This is a genomic window from Streptomyces sp. NPDC107559, from assembly GCF_055657365.1.
The window spans coordinates 16277-32224 of record NZ_JBVKBD010000031.1 but is presented as its reverse complement, the minus strand read 5'-3'; the positions used below and the strand labels follow the sequence as shown (position 1 = coordinate 32224).

Genomic DNA, 15948 nt, shown 5'->3' with positions numbered 1-15948 from the left:
CGACTCCAGGGAGTGAGCGCCAAGAAACTCAGGCATGGGCAAAGGACGTCGATACGCATGGGAGCGCTCCCATAAAGCCATCATGCCAAGTACACGTCAAGACATCGGATGGGTCCCCGGCCCGCTCCGGAAGGCGCGCAGGCCCGGACCGGGTGCCGGTCCGGGCCTGCGCGCGAGCGGTTTTCCCCAGGTCAGGGGGTGAGCTGCCACTGCTTGATGTAGCCCACGTCGATCGCGGCCAGATCCCGCACCCGCAGCTTCCAGGTGCCTTCGACGGGCTGTGCCGAGGCGTCCACGGTGAAGGTCTGGTCGACGTTGTCCGCGGAGCCGCCGGAGCGGTTCAGCAGCGGGTAGGCGGTGCCGTCGGGACCCACCAGGTCGACGGTGAGGTCACCGCGGTAGGTGTGCACGATGTTGACGTAGACCTCCGTGGTGGCCGAGGCGTTGCCCGGACGGCCCGTGATGGTGATCGGCGATTCGACCGCCGCGCCCACGTCCGGGATGTCGACCCGGGTGCCGTTGGCGTAGATGTAGGCCACCCGCCAGTGGAAGCCGACGGTCGCGGTCGCGCCGGTGCTGTCGGTCACGGTGACGGTGACGTCGCTGGTGCCGGTAGTGGTGGGAACGCCGGAGACCAGTCCGTCGGCGCCGATCGACAGCCCGTCCGGAAGCCCGGTCGCCTCGTACACCAGCGTGGCGTCCGTGTTGGTGGTGTAGGCGCCGATCCGCAGCGCGACCTGCTGGCCGACGCCGCTGGTCTGGTCGCCGACGGGCGCGACGTTGACACCCCGCGCCACCCGGTCGCCGACATGGATCGCGGCCCAGGCGCCCGCGACCGCGAGGTAGGTGTCGCTGTAGGCGCCGAAGAGGTCGGCGGCGGCCTGGAGGGTGGCCGTCCGCGCGCCCGCGTAGTCGGTCGTCGAGGTCATGTACGTCGTCAGCGCCCGGTACCAGATCCGCTCGGCGTTCTCGATGCCGATGCCCGTCACGGGCAGACCGTCGTAGGTCGGACTGTCGTACGCGACGCCGTTGACGGTCTTCGCCCCGCTGCCCTCGGACAGGAGGTAGAAGAAGTGGTTCGCGGGTCCTGAGGAGTAGTGGACGTCGATGCCGCCCAGGCCGGGGTCCCAGTAGTCGCGGGAGGAGCCGTCCCGGGAGGGCTTGTCCATGTAGCGCAGCGGGGTGCCGTTGCCCCGGATGTCGATCTTCTCGCCGACGAGGTAGTCGGGGACGTCGGCCGCCAGATCCGAGTGGAACTCCACCGCGGCGGCGAAGATGTCCGAGGTCGCCTCGTTGAGGCCGCCGGACTCGCCCGAGTACGTCAGGTTGGCGGTGGCACTGGTGACCCCGTGGCTCATCTCGTGGGCCGCGACGTCCAGCGCGGTCAGCGGCTTGGCGTTGCCCGAGCCGTCGCCGTAGGTCATGCAGAAGCAGGTGTCGGACCAGAAGGCGTTGACGTAGTTGTTGCCGTAGTGGGCCCGGCTGTAGGCGGCGACGCCGTCGTTGCGGATGCCGTTGCGGCCGAAGACGTCCTTGTAGAAGTCCCAGGTCGCCGCCGCCCCGAAGGCCACGTCCACACCGGCGGTCTGCCGGTTGCCCTGGGTCCCGTCGCCCCAGACATCGTTGTCGTCGGTGAAGAGGGTTCCGGTCCCGGAAGTGCCCTGGTTCAGGTCGTACGTACGGTGTCCGGCACGGTCGCCGTCCACGAGCTGGTACGTCGATCCGGACGGCGTGGTGCCGAGCGGCACGGTCCCGCTGTACTGGCCGGTTCCCGTGCCGGTCTCCACGCCCTCGTACTCCTGGACGACCTTGCCCGAGGCCGCGTCGGAGACGACATGCAGTTCGCTGGGGGTGCCGTCACTCCGGACGCCCTCGACCACCGACTCCCAGGCCAGCACCGGCCGCCCGGCCGCGGTGGCCCGCACGACGAGCCGGGGAGCGGGCCGTAATGCCTGGGCGGCCTTGGTTCCCGTCCCGGGCGTGGCGGTCTTCCGCGCGACCGCGAGGGCCTTCGCCGCGGCGTCGGCCGCGGGCACCCTCGGCGTGGTCGTCGGCACCGTCAGTGCGGCCGCGGTCGCCCCGGAGACGGTGGTACGACCGTCGCGCACATGGGTGACGAGGTCGCCGCCGAGCACCGGCAGGCCGGCGTAGGTGCGCTCGTAGCGCGTGTGCGTCGTGCCGTCGGCGTCCCGGGCGACGTCCTTCACGACGAGCCGTTCCCGGGGCCCGAGGCCGAGCGTGCGCGCCGTGTCCGGCGCCGCCGTCCGCGCTCTGCCGACCAGCGCCGTGTGTTGCGCGGGCGACAGGGCGGCCGGGGCGGCACCCGCACGGGGGACGGCGACGATCTTCACGGGGCGGGAGTCCGCCGGCGCGCCGGACGCGGGGCCGGCCTGGACGACACCGGCGAGCAGGGTCCCGGCCGCGAGCGCGACGAGGGCCGCGTTTCCTCTGCGGAGGCGGCGGGGGTCTGTGGGGTGAGCTGGTCGTGACAAGGTCTGCTCCTTGTTCGACGGTCGGCCCGTGGTGAGGGCCGAAGGGGAGCGGGCCACGGTGTGCGGTCCGCCCGGAACGCGCCGCGCCGGGGGTGCGGGGCGCGGCGCGGGGACGCGCGAGGGCGCCCGGCATCGACGGCGGGCGGCGCGCGGAACGAGGGAGGGTGTGGGGGTGGGGGGTGTAGGGGGCGTGAACGGTCGGTGAAGACCCCTACGAGCGTGACAGGAAACCCACAGTGTTGTCATGGACGCAACGGGAGTTCGGCTGGAATTGACCACGTCCTGTCGCGGGTTCATCGCGCGGCGGTCGCGCCGGAGCCGGGTACCGGCCATCGACACCGGGTGTCCCCGTACCGTAACGCTCCCTGCCTTCAAGGGACTTGACCGGCCACTCCTGCACTATCTTCACATCATGTCCACGCCACGGGAGCCTTCGCAGCAGCCCCCGCACGACTCAGGGGCGCCGGCACAGCCAACCGCGTATCCGTATCCGAATCCGCAGTCCCCGGGTGCGGGCGGCCCGGGATCCGTCCCGCCACCGTCACCCCCCGCTCCCCCGGCCGGTCCGCCGACCCTCTACTCCCACCCCGCCCCGGCCGGCGGACCGGCCCTGCCCCCACTGGGCAGTCCGTACGCTGCGCCGGGCCCCTACGGCCCCTACCCGGCCGCCCGTCCGTCCGGCACCGGCGGCGCCGGACGGGCGCTGCTGTGGGCCGTGGTCGGCGCGGTGGCCGCCTCCGTCCTGTGGGCGGCCGGCCTCTTCGCGCTCCACGGCCTGGGCGCCGCCGCGGACCTGCGCGGCTACGACGCCCCGGCGAACCTCTGCACCAGCTCCGACCACTCGTCCTTCAGCAGCGCCTACCCGCTCGCCGACACGTCCCCCACCCACTCCTCGCTGCGGGACGGCGCGTTCGACCAGTCCACCTGCAACGTCGACCTGAAGAAGAGCGGCTCGACCTACGCGGACGCCTACCTCACCATCGACGTGCAGCTGCACAAGAAGACCGATCCCGGGCCGGAGTTCACCGCCGCCTGGAAGAACTACCCCGACAATCACGAGGGTTACGACGTCGACACCGTCGCCGGGATCGGGGACGAGGCCTATCTCGTCAGCCAGGACACGACCAGCGGCTCCACCAGCGGCTCGCTGTACGCCACGCTCGCCGTACGGGACGGCTGGGTCACCTACACGATGACCTACAGCGCCTACCTCACCTCGTACAGCACCGACAGCGACCCACCGCAGCTGGCCGAGGTGACCGGCTGGCTGAGGTCGGACACGAAGTCCACCCTGGAGGAACTGCGCGGTTGACGCCGCGGGCGGGGATCACCGGCACGGATCCCCGGCTATTCGCCGCGCCAGACGTTGTCGAAGGCCGCGTCCTCGATCGCCCGGCGCTGGCGTACCGCCTCCAGTTCCATCACCGCGTCGTGGACGGCGGCCAGCACGGTCACCACCGGCTCGTCCGTCACGTCCAGGGAGCCCTCGGCCGGCTGGTCGACGATCCCGACGGCGGCCGCGAGGGTGGTGAGGACCGGTTCCCGCGCCTCCCAGCGCTCGGTGGCCGCGCGGCGGACCGGCGAGTCGGCCGGGGCCGTGCGGGTGACCCGCAGCGGATTCCAGCGGCGGCGCTGCCAGGTGACCTCGCCGTCCCGCTCCAGGGCGGCGAGGTAGCTCCGGGACAGGCCGCGGCCCCGGCGCCACAGCCACTCCTCGACCTGCTCGTACGGCTCCTCGCGGACGAACGTCGACGCGGCCTCGTCCAGCAGGTCGTCCCCGGTGGCCGGAAGCAGTCCGGGCACGATCCGGTCGCCGCGCAGGGTGACGGCCTCCTTGCCGATGAGGTCGATGGCCTCGGCTCCGGCGAGGGCCAGCGACAGATCGCCCGGCTCCACCGGACGCACGGACCGCACGTCCATGGCGACGATCATCAGATCCGTAGATGTGGTCATGAACGACTCCAGGTCAAAGGCATGGACGACAGAGGTCACCGTGCTGCCGGGACGGTATCGCGACGACACACGAGCGCGCGGTCGAACGCGGCGGGCGTCCGCCGGGCTCCGCCGGTCCGGGTGACGCGGAGACCGGCCGGGCCGTCATGCGGAGGAGTCGGACGGCCCCGGGTCGTTGGGGTGGGGCTCGAGCGCGGTGACCACGAGCGTCATCCACGGACGCAGCGGCAGGGTGCCGAGGACCTTCTCCAGCAGTTCGGTCTCGTCGGCGGCCCGCCACAGGCCGATGCTGCGCAGCTCGCCGATCGGACGCCACAGCCGCGCCAGATTCCCGGTGGCGGCCAGCTCCTTCGCCCGGACGGCCTCGGCGGCGCGCCGCCGGTCCACCTCGTCCTGGCTGGTGCCCTCGGGGACGGTGGTGGTGATCTCCACCAGGAAGTCACGCATGGTCCTGCTCCGTTCGGTCGCTGGACGCCCGGCTCCGGACCGGCCGGACCCTGCGCGGCGAGGCCGGACCGGACCGGTTCAGACGATACCGCCGTTGACCCGCAGGACCTGGCCGTTGACCCAGTGTCCGGCCGGCGAGGCGAGGAAGTCGACGACCTCGGCGATGTCGGCCGGGGTGCCCAGTCGCTCCAGCGGGGGCTGCGCCGCCAGCGCGGCGACGGTCTCCTCGTCCTTGCCGTCGAGGAAGAGGTCGGTGGCCGTCGGGCCGGGGGCGACCGTGTTCACGGTGACGTCCCGGCCGCGCAGTTCCCGGGCGAGGATCAGGGTGAGCGCCTCCACGGCGCCCTTGCTGGCGGAGTAGGCGCCGTAGCGGGGGAAGGCCAGCTCCACCACCGAGGTGGAGAACATGACGAACGCGCCGCCCTGGCGGAGCCTGCGCGCCGTCTGCTGCGCCACGACGAAGGTGCCGCGGATGTTGGTGCGGTGCAACTGGTCCAGTTCCGTCAGGTCCAGCTCGGCGACCGGCGCGAGATACATCCGGCCGGCCGCGTGGACGACGATGTCGACACCGCCGCCGAACTGCGCCTCGGCGACATCGAACAAGGCCGCCACCTGCTCCTCCTCGGCCACGTCGGCCTGGAAGGCGAAGGCCCGGCCGCCCGCCGCGATGATGTCCTCCACGGCGGCCTCGGCCTGCTCGCGGTTGCCCGCGTAGTTGACCACGACGGCGTGTCCGTCCGCGGCGAGCCGTCCGACGATCTCGCGGCCGATGCCGCGGGAGCCGCCCGTGACGATGGCCGTACGGCTCAGACCGGTGCCGTCGCCGGGCGGGGCCTGGCTGCCGGCGGGTTCCTGGGCGGGCATGGAGTCTCCTGCCTACGCGAGGGCGGCCGGCGCCTGTACCCACTGCCGCTGCCGGCACCGGTGTCTGTACCTCTCTCCAGCATGCGCCGGTGCCGCGAGGTCAGCCACGGCTGCCGCGACGACAAGGTCGCGCGGACGGCCGGACCGCCCGCGCGACCTGCACCCCCGGGTCCCGACGGCCCGCCGGGTCGGCCGGGCCGTCGACGCACGGTCGGGCGCCGCGTCAATGCTTGAAGACGTCCTTGGCCTTCTCCTTGGCCTGACGGGCGTCGCCCTTCGACTTCTCCATCTGCCCCTCGGCGGTCATGCTCTCGTTGCCGAGCATGCGGCCGACCGTCTCCTTCGTCTTGCCCTTGATCTGCTCCTTCTTGCCCTTGGCCTTCTCTTCCCGAGCCACTGACGATCACTCCAAACCGCTGTCGGCGTGCGATTCCTCCCGCACCGGGTGACCCCTGGCGGGGCACCTCAAACGGGCAGTCGACCGTTCACACTCCGTCACCGCCGCGCCCGGGTCAGCCGCCGAGCGCGGCCAGCACCACTTGTTTCGCCTCGTCCTGCACCCGGCCGAGGTGATCGGCGCCGAGGAACGACTCCGCGTAGATCTTGTAGACGTCCTCGGTGCCCGAAGGCCGGGCAGCGAACCAGGCGTTGGCGGTGGTCACCTTGATGCCGCCGATGGGCGCGTCGTTGCCCGGCGCCCGGGTGAGCACCGAGGTGACCGGCTCCCCGGCGAGGGTGTCGGCGCGGACCTGTGCCGGGGAGAGCTTGGCGAGCAGCGCCTTCTCCTCCCGGGTCGCCGGGGCGTCGATGCGCGCGTAGGCCGGTTCGCCGAAGCGCTCCGTGAGCGCGGCGTAGTGCTCCGACGGCGTCTTCTGCGTCACCGCGGTGATCTCGGAGGCGAGCAGCGCCAGCAGGATGCCGTCCTTGTCGGTGGTCCACACCGAGCCGTCCCGGCGCAGGAACGACGCGCCGGCCGACTCCTCGCCGCCGAAGCCCAGCGAACCGTCCACCAGTCCGTCGACGAACCACTTGAACCCCACGGGCACCTCGACCAGTTGACGGCCGAGGTCGGCGGCGACCCGGTCGATCATCCCGGACGACACCAGCGTCTTGCCGACGCCCGCGTCGGCGGGCCACTGCTCGCGTTGGGCGAACAGGTAGGCGATGGCGGTGGCCAGGTAGTGGTTGGGGTTCATCAGCCCGGCGTCCGGGGTGACGATGCCGTGCCGGTCGGCGTCGGCGTCGTTGCCGGTGGCGATCCGGAAGCGGTCGCGCTGCCCGATGAGCGAGGCCATGGCGTGCGGCGACGAGCAGTCCATACGGATCTTGCCGTCCCAGTCCAGCGTCATGAACCGCCAGGTGGGGTCGGTGAGCGGGTTGACCACGGTCAGGTCGAGCCGGTGCTGCTCGGCGATGCGGCCCCAGTAGGCGACCGAGGCCCCGCCGAGCGGGTCGGCGCCGATGCGCACGCCGTCCGCGCGGATCGCGTCCAGGTCCAGCACGCTGGGCAGATCGGCGACATAGGTGCCCAGGAAGTCGTAGCGGCCGGTGCCGGGGGCGGCGAGGGCCTGCGCGTAGGACACCCGTCGTACGTCCTTGAGTCCGCCGGTGATGATCTCGTTGGCCCGGTCCTGGATCCAGGAGGTCGCCTCGGAGCCCGCCGGTCCGCCGCTCGGCGGGTTGTACTTGAAGCCGCCGTCGGCGGGCGGGTTGTGCGAGGGGGTGACCACGACCCCGTCCGCGAGGCCCGAGGTGCGGCCCCGGTTGTGGGTGAGGATGGCGTGCGAGACGGCCGGGGTGGGCGTGTAGCCGTCGGCGCTGTCGATGAGCACGGTGACGTCGTTGGCCGCGAACACCTCCAGGGCGGTGACCCTGGCGGGCTCCGACAGGGCGTGGGTGTCGGCGCCGAGGAACAACGGGCCGTCGGTGCCCTGGGATTGCCGGTATTCGCAGATGGCCTGGCTGGTCGCGGCGATGTGGTCCTCGTTGAAGGCCGTCGCCAGGGACGATCCGCGGTGTCCGGAGGTGCCGAACGCCACGCGCTGTCCTGGGTCGGCCGGGTCCGGGTGCAGCGCGTAGTACGCCGTGACCAGCCGGGCGACGTCGATGAGGTCCTCGGGTCCGGCCTGCCTGCCCGCTCGCTCGTGCGGCATCTGCCCGTTCCTCCCTGTCGGTTGACCATCGGGTTCCGGGCCCATCCTCTCCCGGCCCGGTGGCGGTCCGCGAGTGCCGCACCGCCCGTGGACGGCTCGCGCAGCACGTCCGCGCCAGGACGGGAACGGTCAGTCCTCGCTCTCGTGGCGCACGAACCAGCAGCCGAGGAGCACCAGTGCTCCCCACACCCCCGCGACGAGGACGGGCCCGCCCACCGTGGAGCCGTAGGCGATCGCCGGGATCGCGGCGACCATGGCGAACCATGTCATCAGTCCCCACATGCTGAGCGACTCGGGCAGCCGCCCCCGGGCGCGGCGCACGACGACCGCGCCCGCGCACACGCCGTAGACACCCGGAGCCAGCAGAGCGAGCGCGACGCCGACGGAGAGCTCCGGGACGTCCCCCGGGCTGCGCAGGGTCATCGCCCCGCACACCATGAGCACAACTCCCGTGAGCACGGCCAGCGTTCCCCACACCCGCCGTCTCGTGACCCCGCCGGGGCGGTGCGCCCCGGGCCACGGTCCCCCGCCGTACGGCTCTTCCCCGGTACCGGTCATGAGCACGACCCCCCGCCCTCTCGGACACGCCCCTACCGAGAGGACTCCGCCCGCGCGTCGGTGATGCAGACCGGAACCGCCGACCGCATCGTTCCGGTCACGGGCTGGGGACTCGGAGGAACTCTCGGACCGCCCCGTGTCCGATCAGGCTCCGCGCGCAGTCCAGCACCGTCTCCCCGGCGGGCCGCGGCCGCCAGTCCAGGAGCCGGGCGGCCTTCTCGGTGGTGTGGCGGTTGCGGCGGCCGAGCGCGGGGACGATCTCCCGCAGTTGCGCGTCGCCGAACCGGGCCGCGAGACGGACCACGGCGTCCGGGACCCGGCGGGTGGGCACCCGGGCACCGTCGGCGCCGAGGCCCTCGCGAAGGACCCGGGCCATGTCCGCCATCCACATGAACTCGCCGGTGCCGAGGAAGCGTTCGCCCGCGGCCGCGGGCGAGGTCATCGCCCGGATGTGCAGGTCCACGAGGTCGCGTACGTCGACGATCTCCAGGCCGATCCGTGGCAGCACGCGCAGCTTCCCCGAGACCATGCGGCCGACGATGTCCACGGAGCCCCGGGTGTCCGCCGTCAGGACGGGGCCGAACACCGCGCCGGGAAGCACACAGGTCAGTTCGGTCGAGCCGGCGTGGTCGCGCACGAAGTCCCAGGCGGCACGTTCGGCGAGGGTCTTGGAGCGGCGGTAGGGAATGAGGGTGGGGTCGTCGGGATCGGTCCACAGCGTCTCGTCGGTCACGCCCTCGGTGGCGTACGACGAGGGGCTCGCGGCGTTCGCGGCCGATGTCATCACCACCCGCCGCACCCCTGCGTCCGCCGCGGCGCGCAGCACGCGCAGCGCGCCGTCGCGGGCGGCGGCGATCAGGGCGTCCGGATCCTGCGCGTCCGTCGCTCCCAGCGGGGAGGCGACGTGCAGCACCCGGTCCACGCCCTTGAGCGCTGTGTCCCAGCCCTCGTCGGCGGTGAGATCGGCGACCGCGAAGCCGAGCCGGCCCGCGGGGTCGACGACCGTCGACACGGCGTCCACGACCGCCTGCCGCCGGTCCGGAGTGCGTACGGTCGTGCGCACGTGATATCCGCGCCGCAGGAGCTCCGCGACGCACCAGCCGGCGATGTAGCCGCTGCCTCCGGTGACCAGAACCTGTTCGGGCATGAGTGTCCTCCACGTTGCGGGGGCGGGTGTGCCAAAATGAAACGGAGGGCCCTCCGGTAGCTTCGTAACGTACCGGAGGCCCCTCCGGTTAGCAACTCGCACTGGACGGACGACTGACACCCGTGAACTCGCTGCCCCCGAAGCCCACCCGCCGGGACGCCCTGCACAACCGGGAACGGATCCTGGCCGTCGCCCGCGAGGCCCTCGCCGTGTCGAGCACCGCCTCCCTCACCGCGATCGCCAAGGAGGCGGGCGTCGGCATCGGCACCCTCTACCGCCACTTCCCCACCCGGGAGGCGCTGATCATCGAGCTGTACCGGCACGACATCCAGCAGCTCATCGACCTCGCCCCCGCCCTGCTGCGGTCGCATCCGCCGTCCGAGGCACTGCGGCTGTGGTTCGAGGAGGTCGCCCGCTACGGACGGCTGAAGTACGGCGTCGCCGAAGTCATCCACGCGGCAACCAACCAGGGCGTCGACGACGAGTACTACGCCCCGTTCCTCGGCGCCATCGGTACGCTGCTGGACGCCGGAGCCGCCGACGGCTCGCTGAAGCCCGAACTCGATCCGGAGGACGTCCTGTTGCAGCTCAGCGTGTTGTGGCGGATCGACCCGGCGCGCGACGGCGAGGCCAGGGCGGCCCGTATCCTCACCCTCGTCATCGACGGCCTGCGAGCCGTCCCCACGCCCGGGGACCGCTAGGACCGGCTCCCCCGCCCGGCCGCTCCCGCCCGGCCGCCGCGCCGTCGGTCAGACGAGGTGGGCGAAGACGACCAGGTTCTCGGTGTAGTCCTTGGCCGTGTGGTCGTAGTCCCCCGCGCAGGTGATCAGGCGCGCCTGGGCCTGCCCGGTGTCGGCGTAGACGCGCTGGTCGGGGAAGTCGTCCTTCTCGAACTTCTCGGTGTCGTCCACCACGAAGGACGCCTTGCGCCCGTCGGAGCGGGTGACGTAGAACTTGTCGCCCTTCTCCAGCTCGGAGAGGTGTGCGAACACGGCCGCGGACGTCGTCGTGTCGACGTGCCCGGCGATGATCGCGGTGCCGGTCTCCCCCGGCGAGGCCCCGTGCGTGTACCAGCCGACGAGGTTGGTGTCGTCCGCGGCCGGAGGCTGCAAGTGCCCCGAAGGACCGATGACGAGGTCGGAGAAGGGCGCGTCGACGGCGATCTTGGGGATGAGCAGCCGCACGGGCCTGGCCCTCGGCAGATGCACGCCCACCGGATGCGCGGCCCCCGACGCGCCGGCCTGGAGGATGCGTGGCGGGTACGCGGAATCGGCCGGTTGCCCGTGTCGGCCGCCGGACAGGAGCGTCGCCAGCACCAGGAAGGCCGTGCCCCACAGCCACGTGCTCGTCGAGCGGGTCTCGGAGGAAGAAGCAGGGGCTGCCATCGGATACCACCTCACTACGGCTCGGCATCTGAGCGGGATCGGCACGGACAGCCGGCCGGGCCGCCACGGATGCAGTCGGCGGCGACCCGGCTGATCCCGCGTCGGGCACGGTCAGGCCGCGCCCTCGGCCGCCTTCTTCCGCCGCCACCCGTACACGGCGGTCGCCGCGACCCCCAGGACCGCCAGGCCGCCGGTGGAGACGCCCGGAGAGGCCAGCGCGCCCCCGCCGGTGTGGATGCCGCCGCTGGGCCGGTCGCCCCCACCGCCGTCGCCGTTGTCGCCGCGCCCTCCGCCGTCGTCGTTGTTGCCCCGCCCTCCGCCGTCGTCGTTGTTGCCCCGCCCTCCGCCGTCGTCGTTGTTGTTGCCCCGCCCGCCACCGTTGTCGTTGTTGTTGCCGCGCCCGCCGCCGTCGTCGTTGTTGTTGCCCCGCCCGCCACCGTTGTCGTTGTTGTTGTTCTTGTAGGTCTCCGGGTCCTGCTTCGGGTCCACGGTGGGAACCCAGTCGTCAGTGCGCACGGCGACCAGCGCACCGCCGGCAGCGTGAATTCCACCGCGCGCCGAGTCGTGGCCGCCGTCCTGGTAGTGCTGCTTGCTGTAGGACGAGTCCTGGACGCCGTTCCAGTCGTCGCCGGTCGCGTAAGCGCCGGGAGCGGCGATCGCGAGGGCGGCCGTGGCCGCTGCCGTGGCAAGCAACATGCGGGCAGTTCGCATGTGAAGGTCCTTCCGTCACAGCCGGGCAGCTGGTGCTTGGGCAGCTAAGTGACCCGACCTTGACGTGATCTACCGTCAGCCACGCCACTGCATCGCACCATCCGGGGCGCTCAGTCGGGTTACCCTGCGCCCCGTCCGGTCGCCGGCCCGCGAACCGGCGCCGGACGGGTCCGCCCGCCCCCGGCCGGCGGGCCCTGGCGCCCGCCCCGGTCGGCGGCCCGGTCGGTGTCACCCGGCCGCCAGCAGCACCGCCAGTGCCGTCGCCGTGTCGGGGTGACGGTCCACCAGCGCCGCCCCGCGCGGACCGGCGGGCGCCGCCTCCCAGGCCCCGGCGCAACCGAGCAGACCGGCCACCGCGTCGCAGGCCGCGGGGTGGGCGGCGAGCAGCGCGACACCCAGGCCGGCCTCCGCCCGGCGCGCCGACGCCGGGGCACCCGGAGCCGGCCCCTCCCGCCATGGCGGCACCCACGCGTCCAGCGCCGCCAGCCGGCCCGGGAAGATCCGGCCCGCCTCGCGGATCAGCAGGGGCGCCAGTTCGGCGCCGCCGTCGCGCAGGGTGGTGATCAGGGTCGGCAGCCAGGGCAGCAGCACGGGATCCGGCAGCCGCGCGAACGCGTTCGACACCGCTTCCACGACGAAGTCGGTCAGACCCGGCACCGGTTCCAGGGCCTGGACGAAGCCGCTGAGGTAGCGCGGGTAGGCGGGCACCACCAGAGGGTTGTCCAGCAGTTCGTCGCACCGCGCCCGCAGGTCCGCGCGGGTCAGATGGCCGAGCTGGGTCCGGGCCGCCCACAGCAGCGCGGTCTTCGGCGGGTCCTCGGGATGGGACTGCGCGACCGCCAGTTCCAGCTGGGTGCGGTCACAGCCCAGCGACAGCGCCAGGCTCTCCATGCTGAACAGGAAGCCGAGCATCGCGGCGACCTGACGGACACCGGCGTCCTCGTCGGTGAACGCCGTCGGCAGCAGGGTGCAGTAGTGCGCGTATCCCGCCTTGACGAAGCGCTCGATCCACGGCGGCAGCACGGGCTCGCTGGTGCGGTAGAACGCCAGGAGCCGGCGGACCCGGCGCAGCACCTCCGGCGCGCCGTCGACGCTGCGCTCGGCCGCCAGGGTCTCCAGGGCGCGGGCGCCGAGCTCGTCGGCGAGCCGGCGGCTGCGCAGATAGAGGGTCGCGTCCTCCACGGTCTCCAGGACGGTCGCCGCGGTCGCCTGCGGCGCGTACGCCGTGCGCCGCAGCCGCTGCTCCAGGACCTGCTCGATGCTGATGCCCTCGTAGCCGAGTTCGATGAGGGCACGCTGGTGGGTGCCCAGCGCCAGGTCCCACGACTCCTGGATCGGCCGCTCGCCCAGACTCCGCTCCCCCATGATCGGTCGTGCGGCGCCCTGCGGCAGCAGAAAGCGCAGCATCCACAGCACATCGGAGCAGCGCTCCAGTTCCGGCCGGGCGGTGATGTCCAGCAGCGCCCGCTGCACACCGCGCTGTTCGAGCCTCAGGGCCAGCGGCTTCAGCCGGTCGTGCACGTCGCGTGCCAGGGGCGGCAGGGCGTCGTAGCCGACCTGCCCGATCCGGTCGCCGCCCATCATGATCTCGACGAGGCGGCGCACGTCGCGCCGGCCCGGCACGCTGTCCTTCTCGATGCAGGTGACGGCCGCGTCCTGGAAGTCGTACGGGGTCGGCTTGGCCCGGTCGCGCATGCCCGCGAGGAGGATCGACGTCTCGAACACCGCGATGGCGTCGGCGGTGGAGGCGAGGTAGCCGTTGCGGCGCGCGGCCCGCACGATGTCCACCGACCAGCCGAGCAGCTCCGCCTCGTCGAGCGGGTCGAGGACGGGCGGCCGCCGCAGGAAGCCGGACAGCCGGTCCGCTGCCGCGCCGGTCTCCCCGCTCCGCGCGGCCGGGGCCGGGGCTGCCACGGCCTTCGTGGCCCGGCCGCTCTTCGCGCCGGTCTGCCCCGCGAGACGGAACGGCTGCACCCGGGTGCGCCGCAGGTTCTTCGCCCACACCGTCGCGGCGATCGAGACCGAACCGGCGGCGAGACCGAACTGCGCCTCGATCGCCGCATGGCTGGACGGGATCAGTCCGTGCTGCCACTTGGTCGCGGTGCGCGGAGCGATCTCGAACGTGTCGGCTCCCCGCACGCCGAACTCGGCCACCCGGCTGGCCGCGTGGAACGCGCCGCAGACGTACAGGCAGTCCGCCGGGTCCGTGCCGGTCGCGGCCAGGTGCTCGCGCATCCTGGTCCACATGTAGCGCTCGCGGTCCTCGTCCACCCGCACCCGGTGCTCGTCGCCGGGGGCCAGGCGCCGGAAGAGGCTGCCGATCAGCAGCATGACCTGCCGGTAGGTGTCGTGGTCGCTGTCGCCGAGCGGCAGTTCGACGTACTGGTGCCACCACTCCGACCAGTGCCGCACCCGGCCGTGGCGCAGCAGGTGCTCCTCCAGTTCGGCGAAGCGGGGTCGCAGGTCACCGATCTCCACGCCGACCGCGTCGCCGTGCAGCGCGGCCTCCTCCTCGGCCGGCGGGGCGTCCGGGTCGGCCGCCGCGGCGGCCTGCGGTCCTCGCTCGTCCCACTGGTACACGTGGTCCGACGAGCGGTCGACGAGGACCAGTTCCACCCCGGGGGTGTCGAGGGCGTAGGCAATGGCCTGGTACTCGGCCGACGCCTCGGTGATCGGCGCGACCACCGACAGCGGCGCCCACTCGGCCGGGAATCCCTCGGTCTCGGTCGCGAAGGCCTGCACCGCCACCGGGAGCCGGCAGTTGCGCAGTTCGGTCAGCAGCGGTGCCATGTCCTCGCACAGTTCGAGGTACACGACCTTCGGCTGCTTCTCGCGCAGTCTGCGGGCCATCGCGATCGCCGAGGCGGGCGAGTGGTGGCAGACCGGGAAGATCTCCAGCGGCTCGCGCACCGCGCGGTCGACGTCGTCGACGATGCCGAGGAGGATGCCCTCAAGCGCCCCCGGCCCGTCCGCGAACGCCTGGGCGGCTTCCTGGAGTTGTCCGCGCAGCGCGCCGAACGCACTCTCGTCCGGGCCGCTCATGACAGGGTGGCGATCGCGTCGCGGCCGCCCTCCAGGAACTCCGCCCAGGAACCGCCCTCCTCCTTGCTGCGCGGCTCCACCACACCGTGCAGGTACTTGTTGAGGATGGCCAGGTCCTCCGGATCGCGCCGGGCCAGCGAGCCGACGAGCGAGGAGGCGAGGGTGTGCGCGGTCAGCGCGCGCTCGCCGAAGAAGTTGCCGTGCAGGATCGCGTCCTCCAGCACACCGATCTGCTCGGCGGTGGACAGGGCGGACTCCAGCTTCTCGTCGTCGCTGCCGGCCGCGGCCGCGGAGGCGCGCAGGTCGGCGAAGCTCTGGAGCAGCACGTCCAGCAGGGTCGGCGGGACGTCCAGTTCGATCTGGTGCCGGCGCAGCAGTTCCTCGGTGCGGAAGCGGACGATCTCCGCCTCGCTCTTCTTGTTGGTGACCACCGGGATGCGTACGAAGTTGAAGCGGCGCTTGAGCGCCGAGGACAGGTCGTTGACACCCCGGTCACGGCTGTTGGCGGTGGCGATGACCGAGAACCCGGGCTTGGCGAAGACGATGTTGCCGTTGTCGTCGCCGGCCAGTTCCGGTACGGAGATGTACTTCTCGGACAGGATCGAGATCAGCGCGTCCTGGACGTCGCTGGTGGAGCGGGTGAGCTCCTCGAAGCGGCCGATCGCGCCGGCCTCCATCGCGGTCATGATGGGCGAGGGGATCATCGACTCCCTCGACTGGCCCTTGGCGATCACCATGGAGACGTTCCACGAGTACTTGATGTGGTCCTCGGTGGTACCGGCCGTGCCCTGCACCACGAGCGTGGAGTTGCGGCTGATCGCGGCGGACAGCAGCTCGGCGAGCCAGCTCTTGCCGGTGCCGGGGTCTCCGATGAGCAGCAGACCTCGGTCGGAGGCCAGGGTGACGATGGAACGCTCGACGAAGCTGCGGTCGCCGAACCACTTCTGCGCGACCGGCCGGTCGAGCCCGTCGGCGCGCTCGGAGCCGAGGATGAACAGGCGCACCATCTTCGGGGACAGCCGCCAGGCGAACGGCTTGGGGCCGTCGTCGATCGACTCCAGCCAGTCCAGCTCCTCGGCGTACTTCAGCTCGGCGGGGGCGCGCAACAGCTCGGACATATCGATGCCTTTCTGGGCAGGTGTCAGCAGGGAAGCAAGAAAAAAAGGGGGAAGCCCGGGGCCGGAAGCCTCTAAGGG

The 15948-nt window shown here is 72.4% G+C and carries 14 protein-coding genes; 2 read left to right on the top strand and 12 right to left on the bottom strand.

The window, feature by feature from the left end; genetic code table 11:
* Window positions 1–191: 191 nt before the first annotated feature.
* Window positions 192–2492, bottom strand: a complete 2301-nt coding sequence (locus tag ACZ7OY_RS42460; protein WP_472250851.1) for a M4 family metallopeptidase — start codon at window positions 2490–2492, stop codon at window positions 192–194.
* 412 nt (window positions 2493–2904) lie between these two features.
* On the opposite strand from ACZ7OY_RS42460, the gene ACZ7OY_RS42455 reads away from it, so the two are divergent.
* Complete coding sequence (locus tag ACZ7OY_RS42455) at window positions 2905–3804, top strand: hypothetical protein (protein WP_472250850.1); 900 nt, start codon at window positions 2905–2907, stop codon at window positions 3802–3804.
* 35 nt (window positions 3805–3839) lie between these two features.
* On the opposite strand, the gene ACZ7OY_RS42450 is transcribed toward ACZ7OY_RS42455, so the two are convergent.
* The 7 genes from ACZ7OY_RS42450 to ACZ7OY_RS42420 all read right to left on the bottom strand — a co-directional run bounded on the left by ACZ7OY_RS42450 (window position 3840) and on the right by ACZ7OY_RS42420 (window position 9614).
* Window positions 3840–4445: a GOLPH3/VPS74 family protein gene (locus ACZ7OY_RS42450; RefSeq protein ID WP_472250849.1), complete on the bottom strand. Its 606-nt coding sequence runs from the start codon at window positions 4443–4445 to the stop codon at window positions 3840–3842.
* 144 nt (window positions 4446–4589) lie between these two features.
* Window positions 4590–4892 carry a muconolactone Delta-isomerase family protein gene (locus ACZ7OY_RS42445; protein WP_351621661.1) on the bottom strand — a complete coding sequence of 101 codons (303 nt, stop codon included), beginning with the start codon at window positions 4890–4892 and terminating at the stop codon, window positions 4590–4592.
* Window positions 4893–4970: 78 nt separating this feature from the next.
* A complete protein-coding gene (locus ACZ7OY_RS42440; RefSeq protein WP_472250848.1) occupies window positions 4971–5756 on the bottom strand; it encodes an SDR family oxidoreductase in 786 nt (261 codons plus the stop codon).
* Window positions 5757–5979: 223 nt separating this feature from the next.
* Window positions 5980–6153 carry a CsbD family protein gene (locus ACZ7OY_RS42435; protein WP_472250847.1) on the bottom strand — a complete coding sequence of 58 codons (174 nt, stop codon included), beginning with the start codon at window positions 6151–6153 and terminating at the stop codon, window positions 5980–5982.
* Between the two features lie 115 nt (window positions 6154–6268).
* Window positions 6269–7909, bottom strand: coding sequence for a phosphoglucomutase (alpha-D-glucose-1,6-bisphosphate-dependent) (pgm, locus tag ACZ7OY_RS42430; protein WP_472250846.1), 1641 nt, complete (start codon window positions 7907–7909; stop codon window positions 6269–6271).
* Between the two features lie 129 nt (window positions 7910–8038).
* Complete coding sequence (locus ACZ7OY_RS42425) at window positions 8039–8368, bottom strand: hypothetical protein (protein ID WP_472250845.1); 330 nt, start codon at window positions 8366–8368, stop codon at window positions 8039–8041.
* A 196-nt stretch (window positions 8369–8564) separates the two neighbouring features.
* Complete coding sequence (locus tag ACZ7OY_RS42420) at window positions 8565–9614, bottom strand: NAD-dependent epimerase/dehydratase family protein (RefSeq protein ID WP_472250844.1); 1050 nt, start codon at window positions 9612–9614, stop codon at window positions 8565–8567.
* 131 nt (window positions 9615–9745) lie between these two features.
* Here ACZ7OY_RS42420 and ACZ7OY_RS42415 point away from each other — a divergent pair, with 131 nt between their 5' ends.
* On the top strand, window positions 9746–10315 hold the full coding sequence (locus ACZ7OY_RS42415) for a TetR/AcrR family transcriptional regulator (RefSeq protein ID WP_472250875.1): 570 nt from the start codon (window positions 9746–9748) through the stop codon (window positions 10313–10315).
* A gap of 48 nt (window positions 10316–10363) precedes the next feature.
* Here the strand turns inward: ACZ7OY_RS42415 and ACZ7OY_RS42410 are convergent, their stop codons facing one another.
* The 4 genes from ACZ7OY_RS42410 to ACZ7OY_RS42395 form a co-directional block, all read right to left on the bottom strand.
* On the bottom strand, window positions 10364–10999 hold the full coding sequence (locus tag ACZ7OY_RS42410) for a class F sortase (RefSeq protein WP_472250843.1): 636 nt from the start codon (window positions 10997–10999) through the stop codon (window positions 10364–10366).
* Window positions 11000–11110: 111 nt separating this feature from the next.
* Window positions 11111–11710 carry a hypothetical protein gene (locus ACZ7OY_RS42405; RefSeq protein ID WP_472250842.1) on the bottom strand — a complete coding sequence of 200 codons (600 nt, stop codon included), beginning with the start codon at window positions 11708–11710 and terminating at the stop codon, window positions 11111–11113.
* Between the two features lie 228 nt (window positions 11711–11938).
* Window positions 11939–14752, bottom strand: a complete 2814-nt coding sequence (locus ACZ7OY_RS42400) for a DUF5682 family protein (protein WP_472250841.1) — start codon at window positions 14750–14752, stop codon at window positions 11939–11941.
* On the bottom strand, window positions 14749–15870 hold the full coding sequence (locus tag ACZ7OY_RS42395) for an ATP-binding protein (RefSeq protein WP_351619998.1): 1122 nt from the start codon (window positions 15868–15870) through the stop codon (window positions 14749–14751). The genes ACZ7OY_RS42400 and ACZ7OY_RS42395 overlap by 4 nt, the downstream gene beginning before the upstream one ends.
* Window positions 15871–15948 lie beyond the last annotated feature (78 nt).

What these genes read in the sequence shown, in the direction of transcription:
- ACZ7OY_RS42455 (WP_472250850.1), top strand. Translation starts at nt 2,905, where the DNA reads ATGTCCACGCCACGGGAGCCTTCGCAGCAGCCCCCGCACGACTCAGGG.
- ACZ7OY_RS42450 (WP_472250849.1), bottom strand. Translation starts at nt 4,445, where the DNA reads ATGACCACATCTACGGATCTGATGATCGTCGCCATGGACGTGCGGTCC.
- ACZ7OY_RS42445 (WP_351621661.1), bottom strand. Translation starts at nt 4,892, where the DNA reads ATGCGTGACTTCCTGGTGGAGATCACCACCACCGTCCCCGAGGGCACC.
- ACZ7OY_RS42440 (WP_472250848.1), bottom strand. Translation starts at nt 5,756, where the DNA reads ATGCCCGCCCAGGAACCCGCCGGCAGCCAGGCCCCGCCCGGCGACGGC.
- pgm (WP_472250846.1), bottom strand. Translation starts at nt 7,909, where the DNA reads ATGCCGCACGAGCGAGCGGGCAGGCAGGCCGGACCCGAGGACCTCATC.
- ACZ7OY_RS42420 (WP_472250844.1), bottom strand. Translation starts at nt 9,614, where the DNA reads ATGCCCGAACAGGTTCTGGTCACCGGAGGCAGCGGCTACATCGCCGGC.
- ACZ7OY_RS42410 (WP_472250843.1), bottom strand. Translation starts at nt 10,999, where the DNA reads ATGGCAGCCCCTGCTTCTTCCTCCGAGACCCGCTCGACGAGCACGTGG.
- ACZ7OY_RS42405 (WP_472250842.1), bottom strand. Translation starts at nt 11,710, where the DNA reads ATGCGAACTGCCCGCATGTTGCTTGCCACGGCAGCGGCCACGGCCGCC.
- ACZ7OY_RS42400 (WP_472250841.1), bottom strand. Translation starts at nt 14,752, where the DNA reads ATGAGCGGCCCGGACGAGAGTGCGTTCGGCGCGCTGCGCGGACAACTC.
- ACZ7OY_RS42395 (WP_351619998.1), bottom strand. Translation starts at nt 15,870, where the DNA reads ATGTCCGAGCTGTTGCGCGCCCCCGCCGAGCTGAAGTACGCCGAGGAG.